Annotated in this window: 16 protein-coding genes, 1 tRNA gene and 3 pseudogenes; 14 read left to right on the top strand and 6 right to left on the bottom strand. The window is 63.4% G+C overall.

Features of this window, described 5'->3' with window-relative positions; genetic code table 11:
• Positions 1-11: 11 nt before the first annotated feature.
• Complete coding sequence (locus L288_RS40155; RefSeq protein ID WP_021239837.1) at positions 12-1,793, top strand: aminopeptidase P family protein; 1,782 nt, start codon at positions 12-14, stop codon at positions 1,791-1,793.
• 13 nt (positions 1,794-1,806) lie between these two features.
• On the opposite strand, the gene L288_RS43680 is transcribed toward L288_RS40155, so the two are convergent.
• The gene (locus L288_RS43680; RefSeq protein ID WP_021239836.1) at positions 1,807-1,947 is read right to left on the bottom strand and encodes a hypothetical protein; all 141 of its coding nucleotides are present in this window, start codon (positions 1,945-1,947) and stop codon (positions 1,807-1,809) included.
• Between the two features lie 111 nt (positions 1,948-2,058).
• Here L288_RS43680 and L288_RS40150 point away from each other — a divergent pair.
• A tRNA-Thr gene (locus L288_RS40150) sits at positions 2,059-2,133 on the top strand.
• 164 nt (positions 2,134-2,297) lie between these two features.
• On the opposite strand, the gene L288_RS43675 is transcribed toward L288_RS40150, so the two are convergent.
• Positions 2,298-2,618, bottom strand: a complete 321-nt coding sequence (locus L288_RS43675; RefSeq protein ID WP_169533915.1) for a hypothetical protein — start codon at positions 2,616-2,618, stop codon at positions 2,298-2,300.
• Between L288_RS43675 and L288_RS0122375 the strand changes: the two genes are divergently transcribed.
• On the top strand, positions 2,605-2,883 hold the full coding sequence (locus L288_RS0122375; protein WP_021239835.1) for a hypothetical protein: 279 nt from the start codon (positions 2,605-2,607) through the stop codon (positions 2,881-2,883). The genes L288_RS43675 and L288_RS0122375 overlap by 14 nt on opposite strands.
• A 36-nt stretch (positions 2,884-2,919) precedes the next feature.
• On the opposite strand, the gene L288_RS40145 is transcribed toward L288_RS0122375, so the two are convergent.
• The 3 genes from L288_RS40145 to L288_RS40135 are packed head-to-tail and all read right to left on the bottom strand — an operon-like array spanning position 2,920 to position 5,121.
• Complete coding sequence (locus L288_RS40145; protein ID WP_021239834.1) at positions 2,920-3,474, bottom strand: RES family NAD+ phosphorylase; 555 nt, start codon at positions 3,472-3,474, stop codon at positions 2,920-2,922.
• A gap of 7 nt (positions 3,475-3,481) precedes the next feature.
• The gene (locus L288_RS40140; RefSeq protein ID WP_021239833.1) at positions 3,482-3,820 is read right to left on the bottom strand and encodes an antitoxin Xre/MbcA/ParS toxin-binding domain-containing protein; all 339 of its coding nucleotides are present in this window, start codon (positions 3,818-3,820) and stop codon (positions 3,482-3,484) included.
• A complete protein-coding gene (locus L288_RS40135; protein WP_021239832.1) occupies positions 3,817-5,121 on the bottom strand; it encodes a hypothetical protein in 1,305 nt (434 codons plus the stop codon). The genes L288_RS40140 and L288_RS40135 overlap by 4 nt, the downstream gene beginning before the upstream one ends.
• Before the next feature lie 246 nt (positions 5,122-5,367).
• Here L288_RS40135 and trbB point away from each other — a divergent pair.
• From trbB to L288_RS40100, 8 genes and pseudogenes are all read left to right on the top strand, one after another.
• A pseudogene (trbB, locus tag L288_RS40130) lies at positions 5,368-6,096 on the top strand (P-type conjugative transfer ATPase TrbB); the annotation flags it as partial.
• Positions 6,097-6,100: 4 nt separating this feature from the next.
• Positions 6,101-6,202, top strand: a pseudogene (locus L288_RS44045) (TrbC/VirB2 family protein); the annotation flags it as partial.
• A complete protein-coding gene (locus L288_RS43765) occupies positions 6,202-6,450 on the top strand; it encodes a VirB3 family type IV secretion system protein (RefSeq protein WP_201766664.1) in 249 nt (82 codons plus the stop codon). The pseudogene L288_RS44045 and the gene L288_RS43765, both read left to right, overlap by 1 nt.
• 331 nt (positions 6,451-6,781) lie before the next feature.
• Positions 6,782-7,249 carry a hypothetical protein gene (locus L288_RS40120; protein WP_021239829.1) on the top strand — a complete coding sequence of 156 codons (468 nt, stop codon included), beginning with the start codon at positions 6,782-6,784 and terminating at the stop codon, positions 7,247-7,249.
• A gap of 57 nt (positions 7,250-7,306) precedes the next feature.
• Positions 7,307-7,705 (top strand): DUF2958 domain-containing protein, encoded by a 399-nt coding sequence (locus L288_RS40115; protein WP_021239828.1) that lies wholly within the window; start codon positions 7,307-7,309, stop codon positions 7,703-7,705.
• The gene (locus tag L288_RS42800; protein ID WP_021239827.1) at positions 7,705-8,616 is read left to right on the top strand and encodes a hypothetical protein; all 912 of its coding nucleotides are present in this window, start codon (positions 7,705-7,707) and stop codon (positions 8,614-8,616) included. The genes L288_RS40115 and L288_RS42800 overlap by 1 nt, the downstream gene beginning before the upstream one ends.
• 315 nt (positions 8,617-8,931) lie before the next feature.
• Positions 8,932-9,315, top strand: a complete 384-nt coding sequence (locus L288_RS40105; RefSeq protein ID WP_021239825.1) for a hypothetical protein — start codon at positions 8,932-8,934, stop codon at positions 9,313-9,315.
• Positions 9,316-9,384: 69 nt separating this feature from the next.
• Positions 9,385-9,579: a hypothetical protein gene (locus L288_RS40100; protein WP_152522117.1), complete on the top strand. Its 195-nt coding sequence runs from the start codon at positions 9,385-9,387 to the stop codon at positions 9,577-9,579.
• On the opposite strand, the gene L288_RS40095 is transcribed toward L288_RS40100, so the two are convergent.
• Positions 9,563-9,781 carry a DUF6771 family protein gene (locus tag L288_RS40095; protein ID WP_084466105.1) on the bottom strand — a complete coding sequence of 73 codons (219 nt, stop codon included), beginning with the start codon at positions 9,779-9,781 and terminating at the stop codon, positions 9,563-9,565. The two genes, L288_RS40100 and L288_RS40095, sit on opposite strands and share 17 nt — an antisense overlap.
• A 151-nt stretch (positions 9,782-9,932) precedes the next feature.
• Between L288_RS40095 and L288_RS40090 the strand changes: the two genes are divergently transcribed.
• The 3 genes and pseudogenes from L288_RS40090 to L288_RS40080 form a co-directional block, all read left to right on the top strand.
• On the top strand, positions 9,933-10,718 hold the full coding sequence (locus L288_RS40090) for a ParB/RepB/Spo0J family partition protein (RefSeq protein WP_021239822.1): 786 nt from the start codon (positions 9,933-9,935) through the stop codon (positions 10,716-10,718).
• 10 nt (positions 10,719-10,728) lie between these two features.
• Entirely contained in the window at positions 10,729-11,112 is a 384-nt protein-coding gene (locus tag L288_RS40085; RefSeq protein ID WP_021239821.1) for a DUF6915 family protein, read from the top strand.
• Positions 11,113-11,145: 33 nt separating this feature from the next.
• Positions 11,146-11,346: pseudogene (locus L288_RS40080) on the top strand (IS110 family transposase); the annotation flags it as partial.
• Positions 11,347-11,844: the final 498 nt, after the last annotated feature.

Raw genomic sequence — 11,844 nt, 5'->3', positions numbered from 1 at the left:
AGGGAAATTCCATGTCCACCCATGAAGACCGTCTGAAGGCTTTGCGCGTGCAACTGGCGCATGACAGGCTGGACGGCTTCGTCGTGCCGCTGACTGACGAGCATATGAGCGAATATGTCGGCGCCTATGCCCAGCGGCTCGCATGGCTGACGGGATTTCAGGGGTCGGCAGGCAGCGCCGTGGTGCTGGCGGACGAAGCGGCGATCTTCGTCGATGGCCGCTACACCCTGCAAGTGCGTGAACAGGTGGACGAGGCGTTCTGGCAATATGAAAGCGTGCCGCAGACCTCCGTCGCGGCCTGGCTGGGCGCGCATGTGCCCGAAGGCGCGCGGATCGGCTATGACCCATGGCTGCACACGCGCGCCTGGGTGAAGGCCGCGGGCGAGGCGCTGGCCGGGCGGGGAGCCAGCCTCGTGGCGGTGGACGGCAACCCGGTCGATGCGGTCTGGACCGATCGCCCCGCGCCCGGCAACGCGCGGCTGGTGGTGCATGAGGACCGTTATGCAGGGCAGGGCGCGGCGGAAAAGCGGCAGGCGATGGCGGACTGGCTGTCGGCGTCACGGGCCGACGCCGTGGTGCTTTCGGCGCTGGATTCGATCGCCTGGACCTTCAACATCCGGGGCAGGGACGTGGCGCGCACGCCGGTCGCGCTCGCTTATGCGATCGTCCATGCCGATGCGACGGCGGACCTCTATGTCGCGCCGGAAAAGGTCGATCAGGCGGTGGTCCAGCATCTGGGCAATGCGGTGCGCGTGCATGACCGCGCCGCCTTTGCGGACGCTCTGACGGGCTTTGCAGGAAAGACGGTGGCGGCGGACCCTGAACGCTCCGTGGCCGCGATATTCGAGGCGCTGGAGGCCGGTGGCGCGGAGGTGCTGGCGCTGCGCGATCCGGCCGTGCTGCCCAAGGCGATCAAGAACCCGGTCGAGATTGCCGGGCACAAGGCGGCGCAACTGCGCGACGGGGCGGCGCTGTCCCGCTTCCTCCACTGGATCGCGGTCGAGGGGCCGAAGGGCACGGCCGACGAACTGACCGCCGCCGCCCGGCTGGAAGCGTTCCGGCGCGACACGGGCGAGCTTCAGGACCTGTCCTTCGACACGATCAGCGGCGCTGGCCCCAATGGCGCGATCGTCCACTATCGCGTGGACGAAACGACCAACCGCCGCATCGAACCGGGCTCGCTCTATCTGGTCGATTCCGGTGGGCAGTATCGGGACGGGACCACCGACGTCACGCGCACCATCGCCATCGGCACGCCCAGCGCGGAGATGAAGCGCCGCTTCACCCTTGTGCTGAAAGGCCATATCGCGCTCGCCCGCGCGCAATTCCCCAAGGGCACGCGCGGCGGCCAGCTCGACATTCTGGCGCGCCAGTTCCTGTGGGCCGAAGGTCTGGACTATGCCCATGGCACCGGCCACGGCGTCGGCAGCTTCCTGTCGGTGCATGAAGGGCCGCAGCGTATCGCCACCTTCGGCGGCGGCGACGAACCCTTGCAGGCGGGCATGATCCTGTCCAACGAGCCCGGCTATTACAAGACCGGCGAATATGGCATCCGCATCGAAAATCTGGTGCTGGTCGAACCGCGCGAGATTGCGGGCGCGGAGCGGGAGATGCTGGGCTTCGAAACGCTGACTTACGCCCCCATCGACCGCAATCTGGTGGCCGTTGACATGCTCACGGCCGAGGAGCGCGCCTGGCTCGACAGCTATCATGCCAAGGTGCTGGACCTGATCGGCCCGCAACTGGAAGGCGATGCGCTGGATTGGCTAAGGAAGGCATGCGCGCCGCTCTGACGGCGGGTTTCCTCTACGGATCGCGGCGATCGCTGCCCGGTTCCACGGGCGGCGATTCGGCCGCGCCCGCGCGAGCCTGCGCCTTGCGGCGGCGCAGATTGTCGCGCAGCGCCTGCGCCAGCCGCTCCTTGCGATCGTCCCGTCCGCTTGTCATGGGCCAAGCCTAAAGCAAATCCGCCCGGCCGCCGCAACCGCCTTGACAAGCCGGACGCACGCGGCCATAGGCCCGGCTCCGCCGCCGCATGGCTGTGGAAAATGGTGAAGTGCTGCCGTAGCTCAGTGGTAGAGCGCATCCTTGGTAAGGCTGAGGTCGCGAGTTCAATCCTCGCCGGCAGCACCATTTTTCCGAAGAAAATCAATGTAATAGGCGCCATCCTTTGTGCGGCATTCGCTGGACATTCCGTCACGGAAGCAGGACGGAAGCGGCAATTGGGTGTGTTCTGGGCTGTGAGCAGGCCGTTCTGGCGTAGACAAGCCGACCACCGATGTCGCGTGAAGCCATTATCAACCTGTCGCCGCTTCCTTAACAATCTGCCAACCCAGCCGATTCGCAGCCTTGCCAAGGTTGGGGTCGAGGGTTCGAATCCCTTCGCCCGCTCCAGATTTTCTAAGAAAAATCAACATAATAGCGGCCTGCGGCTCGCTTTTTTGTTGGAGACAAAGGGGCTGATAAAAGCCGTTGTCTCCACATTGTCTCCAGATAATCGGCAACAACCGGCCATTGTGGCGTGGACAATCGCGCTCTCTCGTCGCCGAAGCCGCAATAGCCTCGTTCCTCTCACCCGATGGCGACGAACGGCGTGAGGCGGCGATGGCGAAGCGCATCGACCAGCTCGACCGCAAAGTGGCGCGGCTCGAACGCGATCTTGGCATCGGCGTCGAGATGATCGCGCAGTTCGTGCGCTTCTGGTTGACCTCGACCCCGCCGCCGCCTGAGACGGAACGCGCTGCGCTGCGCCGCCTGGGCAATGATCGCTACGACGCCTTCATCGAGGCGCTGGGACGGAGGCTCGCTAGTGGAGCGAAGGTCAACCAAGAAATCAGAGAGGATATTCCAGCACCGGTGGATCAGACCGGCTCTACGACCTAAGGAGATGCCCACGTATTATGGGAGCGGAATCAACCGCTAATTGCGTTTCTCTTTCCGCTGCGTTCGCCATTGGTTCCAATCCACTGGTTCTGATGCCGTGATGGCCAAGTCTTCCGGCTCAAGACGATCCAGGAACAGGATCAGATTCTGACATGGCCACCGCGCGCTCGGAGCCAAGATGCCATCGAAGCCAAGAAAAAAAGCGGCATCACCAATTTCCTGGCTTCGTTCGTATGTCAGATCACCATAGCTTTCGGTGGCGATGCCGAGCGCGGACAATGCGGAGAGATCGGCCAGCTTAAGAGTGCGACGGGTGCGCACGGCGATCCGATGCAGGACGGATTGTATCTTGGAAGGAAAGACGGGTTGCCGGCTCAAATGGAAGTGGATTTCTTCCATCGCGCCTTCTCGTTCAAGGCACGTGTAGAGAACATCGAACGAACCCGGATCCCATCGCGCACGCGAGGCCGAGCCTTCCAGCGCATCGCGTTCTGCCCGAACGATGCGCCATACATCGCCTTCGAATGCGACGCCTGCATGCGCATCCAATGCGTCCAGAAGCTCGATGTCGCGTGCGCGCCTTTGGGTCATGTCAGATTCAAATATAGGCGCCGGCGTCGAGACGCTCGATCACAGCCAACACCTCTTCCGTGCGATCGGCATTGATCAAATCAATCGCGCGTTCGCCGTTCAGCAACGGGTGGCGAGAATGGAGCCACAGCCGCGTTTCGTCAGCCGTGTAGAAGTCGGACAACCGATCCACAACATAGCGCAGATCGGCAATGACCGTCTGCGTGCGTAGGTTGGGGGAGCCATTGCCATGCGACCACCGCGACACTGTAGCGGTGGATACATCGACGATATTGGCAATATCCTTACCTTGAAGCCCGCCGCGCGAGCGGAGATCATCAAGAATACGGGCGACTGCGGTGCTCATGGATTACGCTTTCCGGCAGCGGCGGCAGGCTTTCCACGTGGTTGACGGCTTGGGGCATGAGCGCGTGGCGCGCCCTTGATGGTTCCGCTAAGGTCATCCAGCACGGAATGGATCTTCTCCAACCGCTCACTGCTCTTTTCCAATATCTTTTTAAGCCCTTCGTCACCAACCCTGAGCTTGGCGACATTACGCGCCGCCCTTTCGACGGGGGTTAGCTGCTTGTCCAGATAATGTTGCGCACGCCGGCTATCTGGAATGCGCGACAACTCCTGCACCCCCTGTGACCGCTGACGCAGATAATGAGCCTTGGGGTCTTTGAGCATGTCGTCGAAACCGCGCGGACAGCAGGAAGTATCATTGCAACTCAGAGCCTTTCTGGCCCCAGGCGTGCTCATTAGGGCGTCGAGCTGTTTCTCGCTTAACATCCGGTCCAGGCTTCCAATCAACACACGTTTCTCGCGGCCGAAGCTCTGACCGCGGGGCTCGGGTGGCTTGTTCCAGTCCGAAGCATCGAACCGCTCTTTCTCGGCGACGCCGTGACAAATACCGCCGGCCGCGCCAAATGCGACAATGGCAAGACCGGCAAGCCCTCCGACACCATCCGCGACGATTGGACGCTCCAGTCGCTGGAAATCCATCACGGCTGCAATGTAGCGACGCAGACCTGCCGGAGATGCGTCCGCGCCGAAGCCGGAGATACGAAACCACAGATTGTCGAAGGGCAATTCTTCGAGGCCGGCGATAAAAGCACGTCGTTGCACCGGATCGCGCAGTACCGCCGATTTGATCATCAGGGGATAATTGATTCCGATGTGCCGACCGCCTTCCGCATCAAGCGCATTGCGCAAGGCCATCGTAGACGCGCGATCGACCGCGAACATGGCATCAGGCGATCCCTCCAGCAGATGGGTAGGAGCCTGGACCATGTGAAAGCCATGCTGGACGGCAAATCTTGCAATCTGGCCGATCACATCGCGATTGGCATTGGGGCGAAGATCATCTGCCGTCAGCATCGCAACAGGATTAGCCCAAGGCGCGGATTTTACCGCGCCATTGTATTTTCGGGCCGACGAGAGTTCGGCAACATTGGTGTCAAGAATCAACTCGCCACCAGCTTCCGCTAGGGACGCGATGAGATCATGCTGACGGGCAACTGCGGCTGCATCCACGACCACCCGGTCGAGCATCATTTTCCCGGAATCCAACAGGGTTTCCAACTGGCGATGGCCCGAATTTCCAATGCGGAGGAAGTGTCCGATCGGCTCCGGTTGTCCATGCAGATAAACGACATTCTGGCCCATGGGTGCCTCCTATCGAACCGAAATTACCAAATGATTTCACGGAAGGCAATATGTGAAATCATTATGGAATCGGTCTGAGCGTCGCCAGCCGCTTGCTGCCGGCCTGCCCGCCTACGCCATTCCCTGTATTTCTTCGCTGGCCTGCGACGAGCGCATTTTCCTGTTGAACCCAAGACTTTTCCGGCTCTCTTGATCGACCCCTGACGCCGGGCGGCGGTTCGCCCGGCCCAATTCAGGGGCCGTTGCTTGTCCGTCCAGCCGATCCGATCCGAAGCGAACATGCGCGGCGCACGGATGCTGCGCACGGCGCTCGGCCCATCGATCGCGGCCTGGCTCGACGATGCCGCCGTCATCGAGGTGATGCTGAACCCGGACGGCCGGCTGTGGGTCGATCGGCTCGGCGAAGGCATCAGCGACACCGGCATGACACTGGCCGCCGCAGACGGCGAGCGCATCGTCCGCCTGGTCGCGCACCATGTCGGGGTCGAGGTCCACGCCCGCTCCCCGCGCGTCTCGGCCGAGCTGCCCGAGGGCGGCGAGCGGTTCGAGGGACTGCTGCCGCCCGTCGTCGCCGCGCCGGCCTTCGCCATCCGCAAGCCCGCCGTCGCGGTGTTCACGCTCGACGATTATGTGATCGCCGGGATCATGTCGGCGGCACAGGCGGACACGCTTCGCCAGGCTGTTCCGGCCCGTGCCAATATCCTCGTGGCGGGCGGAACCGGCAGCGGCAAGACCACGCTGGTCAACGCGCTGCTCGCCGAGGTGGCCAAGACCACCGACCGCATCGTCCTGATCGAAGACACGCGCGAGCTGCAATGCGCCGCGCCCAACCTCGTCGCCATGCGCACCAAGGATGGCGTCGTCTCGCTGTCCGATCTTGTCCGCTCCAGCCTTCGGCTCCGGCCTGACCGCATCCCGATCGGCGAAGTGCGCGGGGCCGAGGCGCTCGATCTCCTGAAGGCGTGGGGCACCGGCCAGCTTCCGCCGGCTTATCCAGATCGTGTTCGGCCTTAGCATCGCCTTCGCCGCGTCGAGCTTCTTCCTGTCGTTCTTCAGCTTCGGCGGCGGAGCGCTGGTCTGATGGAAAGCGCCGAGCCGATCGCGGGCTTTTACGCCCCCGTCCACCGGGCGCTGACCGAGCCGATCCTGCTCGGCGGCGCTCCGCGCGCACTCGCCATCGTCAACGGCACGCTGGCGGGCGCGATCGGCCTCGGGCTGCGCCTCTGGATCGCGGGTCTCGTGATCTGGGCGATCGGCCATGCGCTCTCGGTTTGGGCCGCGCGCCGCTCCTCCATCGCCGTCCGCTCAGCGGCGTCGGTTACAACATAGAGGGCGAGTTTGACTTTGGCCGCAAGCACCTCGCGCCGCGCCTTGAGCCACAGCGCCAGCGGCTTGCCGGCTTCCGGTCCCGGTCGCTGCGCCGCGTCGAGGATCATCACGATCGCATCGTTCTTATCCAGCAGATCATCATAGGCGCGGGCCCACGCCTCGCCGTCTGCCTGGGTCTGCATGACGCGCGATCCCGAGCGATAGATGCCGGGGCGCAGCCCCAGGAAAAAATCGGCCATGCGGATGATCCTTTCTGCGAGTCGTTCTCGAGTGAGTTGAGAATGGTTCGCAAATATCCTATGCCCGATCAAGTCGCTGGAAAGGAGAAGGGATGGCCAACAAGCAGCGTCCGATAATGGCGAGCCTGCCCGCCGTGGTGACCATGCTACTCGGGATCGCGCTGCTGATCCTGGCGGCGTTTCGCTGGCGCGACAACGGTTGGGGATCGCTGGTCTGGCTGCTCGTGATGGTCGCCATGTTCCTGATCCGCACACCGCATTCATTGCGCAACAGCGCCAATGTCATCGTCGATGCGCACAAGGATCGCACGGAGGTCGCGCTGCTCGGGGGCATGTTCCTCACCATGATGGTGTTGCCGCTGTTTCACCTCGCGACCGACCTGCTCGGCTTCGCCAATTACGGCCTCCCCGCCTGGGCGACCTGGATCGGCGCGCTCGCCCAGCTTCCGTTCCTCTGGCTATTCTGGCGCAGCCATGCCGATCTCGGCCGCAACTGGTCGCCAGGGCTGGAGGTGCGCGAGAATCATGCGCTGGTGACGAACGGCACGCGCCGCCAATGACGACGATCCGGAGCCCGATCCCGATTGCGGCATGGCGCTCGAAGCGAGGGCCGTGGCATGATCCTCCTGACCCCCGAGCTGCGCGAGCAGCTTCGCGCCAACGACCTCGCACGTTGCAACGCGCTGCGCTCCGGTGAACCTGCCCCCGATCCGGTGCCGGTGGTCCGCTTCTTCAATCCCGTGGGCGCCGCCACCTGGCTGGCCAGCGAAATGGATGAGGACGGGATTCTGTTCGGTGTCGCCGACCTCGGGTTCGGCTGTCCGGAGATGGGCAGTTTTGCGCTTGAGGAACTGGAATCGATCCGGCTGCCCTTCGGCCTCGGCATCGAACGCGACCTCCTGTTCGAGGGCCAGTTTCCGCTCTCGGTCTATGCGGAAGCGGCCTGCAGCGCCGGCTCGCTGATCGAGGGCGAGCGCATCCTCATCCGGGCGGCCGCCGCGAAAGGCGGTGCGTGATGCGGTTCGCCAAATGGCCAAAGCCTGCCGCCTATGAGGAGACCTCACGCAAGCGCGCCGCCTTCGCCACGAAGCAGCGGCGCGAGCGCGAGGCGCTGCCGCTGTTCGCGGACATGATCGCTGCCGGCCAGCACAGCGTCGATGAGGAAATGGCCCGCCGCGCCGTCTGGTGGCCGCAGCAGCAACAGGAGCGGCGCAACGAACGCGCGGCGGTGTGGCGACGAGCGCGGGCGCGACTCTTCGAATTCCCCGACGATGCCCGCCGTTCGATCCGCCGCGCCTGGCGGGATTGTCCCTATCCGGCCGATCCTTATAGCCTTGCCGATCTTCTCCACCAGATCCGCATCGGCAAGCTCGATCCCGAGCGCCCGCCGTGGAAATATCATGCGCGGCCACAAGCGCGAATCACCGCCAGCCCTGCCAGCTTCGCCGAGGCGTTCAAACGGATCGGCCAGCGCAGGGTCGAACCGGCGCCGGGTTTGCCGGTTGTCGAGGCGTCTCAATATTGTGGCAATCTCGGGAACGGCATCCTGTTCCTCGACGCACTTCCGTCCCACGGCGATGGCGGCGTTCCCACTTTCCATGTCCGGGGTGTCTGCACCGATGCCGACATCGCGCTGATCGGGCGGCTCGCGGAAGCCGCCGAACAGCGCGTCGTGAAGGTCGTGCGGGTCGATCTGCCGCACACGCGCGCCGTCGGCTTTTCGCATCGCCTGCTGGTCCTCGCCTGCTCGGCGACCAAGCGCCGCGATCCCGGATGGATGCCGGCCTGGGAACGCTATGACGGCCCGCTCTGGCAGACCTGGCGCACGGTCGATCCCCGGCGTCGTCTCGCCCGCGTCGGGTTCTCTCCGCCCGCTACGGCTTCGGCGCGGGCGACCGGCCGATCGAGGATTATGATGCGCGGCTGACGCCCGATCTTGCCGAGCGCATGATCGCGGGCGGCATGACGACGCGCTGGCCGCGCCCGCCGTCCCCGCGCAAGCTCGACACTTACGGCTCGCATCCCGGCTGCGAGATCGCCAGCCTCGCTTACCATGGCTCGCGGCCGTTCACCGACGTCGCGCTGATCGGCGGCGGGCTTTATTTGAAGGTTATGCGGGCTTTCTCGACGCGTTCCGCGAGATGCGCTGTATCACGCCTGACGCGGAGATCACCGAGATCAATGCCGGTATCAGCGTCATGCGCCAGCGCCTGCGCGCCTGGCTCGAACAGGGGCGCGAGCCGTGACGGGCTCGCCTTCCCCGATCGGTCACAATGGCGGACCGGCGCTCGACAACGATGACGATGGTTCGCCTACCCCGCGCTACTGTAAATATTGCCGGCACTGGTCCTCGCCGTGCGACTGGGAGATCCGCGCCTATGAGGCGTTTCAGCTCGGCGTTTCCAAACGGCGCGTGAAGCGTCCCTCCGGCTCCTGCGACCGCGTGCTAATGCAGCATGGCAAGCCGCTGGCCTTTGCGGCGACGGTCGATACGTTCGGCTGCCTCAACTTCTCGGCCAAGCCGCCGGTGCCGATCACGCGCGGGCGCGGGTTCGTCATCGTCTATGAGGGCGACCGGATCGTCTGGCAGGGGCATGAGGAGGATTTGCCCGAAGAGCATCGGTGAGGAGGCCGGTGCTTTCATGCTATGCTCCGGCATCCCATGATGATGGAGTCGCGGATGCCAAGGAACCGCATGACCTTCCATGATACGTGCGACGAACTGCCGCCGGTCACGATCGAAATCCTCAAGGGCGACATACTGCGGTTTACGCAGATCGATCGCGACGGCCGCACCAATGTCGTCACCTTCTCCGATCGCTTCGGTGTCAGGCGCGGCGTGTTCGACGTGGCGCAGGAACCTGCACCTTCGCCTACAGCGGAAGCCTGAGCTGGTTCACGTCGCGCGGGTGCACCCTCTCCAGCTTTTTGATGATGGTCGCGGCCAGCGTGTCGGCGGCGCGCTCGCGCATCCGTTCGTCCGGCATCGTCAGGCCAACCCGCGCCCAGCCGGGCGTTGCCAGGAGGATGGCCGATAGTTCTTCTCGTGCGATTCGTTCCATGGAAGCATGGGAACAAATAGCGAACTTCATGGCAAGATGATTGCGGCGAGCGGTGCCGGTCGAAGCGGCAAAGACGCCTGGCCTGCCTGCGGCAGGCCTTCAGGAAGAGGGAAGCCGGGGGCTTCATGACGGGCTGGGAGCCGGGAGAGAGTCTCGCGGCGGCCCGTTATGGAGAAGACCCATGGTCAAAGCGCCCCAGAAGATCATTCTCAGCGGCTCGCGCGACATTCCGTTCGACCGCCTGCGTCTGTCCCAGTCCAATGTCCGCCGGGTAAAAGCCGGCGTGTCGATCGGCGAACTGGCCGACGACATCGTCCGTCGCACCCTGCTCCAGAGCCTCAATGTCAGGCCCATTCTCGATGAGGCAGGCCAGGAGACCGGGGATTTCGAGGTGCCGGCCGGTGGCCGGCGGTTCCGCGCGCTCGAACTGCTGGTAAAGCAGAAGCGCCTCGCGAAGAACGCGCCGATTCCCTGTGTGGTCAGGGTCGCCGACGACGGCGTGCTGGCCGAGGAGGACAGCTATGCGGAGAACACCTTCCGCGAACCGCTTCATCCCCTCGATCAGTTCCGGGCCATGCAGGCGATGGTCGACAAGGGCGAGGGCATCGAATCGATCGCCGCGCATTTCCTAGTGACCCCGGCGGTGGTGAACCAGCGCCTGCGCCTCGCGAAGGTCTCGCCGAAGCTGCACGCCGTCTATGCCGAGGATGGCATGACGCTCGAGCAGCTCATGGCCTTCTCGGTCTCGGACGATCATGAGCGGCAGGAACAGGTGTGGGAGCTGCTCACCCACAGCTACAACAAGTCCGGCGCTTATATCCGGCAGAAGCTGACCGAGACCCATTGTGGCTGGGAGAACAACGACGGTGCCTATGGCGAGTTCACCTTCGATGTGACCGTCGGGACGATCTCGCTCGATTACAACGAGCGGTTCACTTCGTCCGAATCCTATGCACATGACTGGTGAGGAGGCCGCGATGGGACATTGCTATCATCATGCGCTTTCCTCGGTCCGCAAATGGGGCGGTGAACCGGAGGATTATCTGCCGCTCCACCAGTGGTTCGATCATTCGAAGGAGATCATCGCGGATTTCCGGCACCGCGCATTGCGCCACCATGCCCAGGGCATATTTCAGCTCGAGCGGACGTTCGGGCCGACCATTACCGTCTCGACCGGGCGCATCGTTCCGGTTCGCCTTATTGGTGAACAGCATGTGCGAGAAGATCTGGAATTCATCCCCAGCTTCGCGGACTGGGTGCGCTGCATCCGGCCCGAACCTTGGATGGGCCGCGCGCAGCCCATCCATCGCGACGTCGATCCGTTCGCCGCACAGCCCGTTGTAGCACGGGAGGCGGTATGAAAGTCCGCGCGATTCTCGAGTTCAATCTCGAAGATGGTCCAGTTCGCGTGGTTATGGCTGCGCCACCAACCGGACTCGATGTTAGCCCGTTGGTTCCAGGATCGCGTCACACGCAATGGTGGCCGCCTTAAGAAGGCGATGATCGTGGCGCTCGCCCGCAAGCTGCTGGTTGCCCTTTGGAAATACGTGACTGCGGGCGTCGTCATCGAAGGGGCGGCTATGAAGGCTGCTTGACGATATTCGTGTCGAATTTTCTGAATCCCCAGGACCTGATCAGTCCGGACGGATCCAGGTGAACGGACCGCCAACTCCTATGGCTTCAAAAGCCGATTCTCAGAATGGTCCCGTTCTCCTGAGCCCTTGCCCGTCGAAAGCGGGATATTGGTGCAGCCGTCGAGAGCGGCGACCGGATGTGAGGTTGTACAGGCCTGGAGACCAGGCTGGTACTATGCGATCGGGCTCAGACCTTGGATGCCGTCCGAGAAGATGAATGCACGTGGCAACCTCTTGACCCCAAAACCCTCATGTGAGGAGTTGGGGTCTCCGGCAATGACGGGGCGGTTCAAACTGATGACCCTACCAGCTCGTTGTCCGTGTTGGCTTATCGGCGGTATGCGACCTCGCAATCAGATCAAGATGACGTCGTCAAAGCAGGAACAGGACTGATCTCGCGTCCGTGCACCTGTCTACCAATCAGCCAAATCAATACATATCAATAAGTCGATTGATTGT

The sequence above is a fragment of the Sphingobium quisquiliarum P25 genome (assembly GCF_000445065.1).
Taxonomy (GTDB): Bacteria; Pseudomonadota; Alphaproteobacteria; order Sphingomonadales; family Sphingomonadaceae; genus Sphingobium; species Sphingobium quisquiliarum.
The sequence above is the reverse complement of the archived record's forward strand: the minus strand, read 5'-3'. Positions and strand labels throughout refer to the sequence as shown.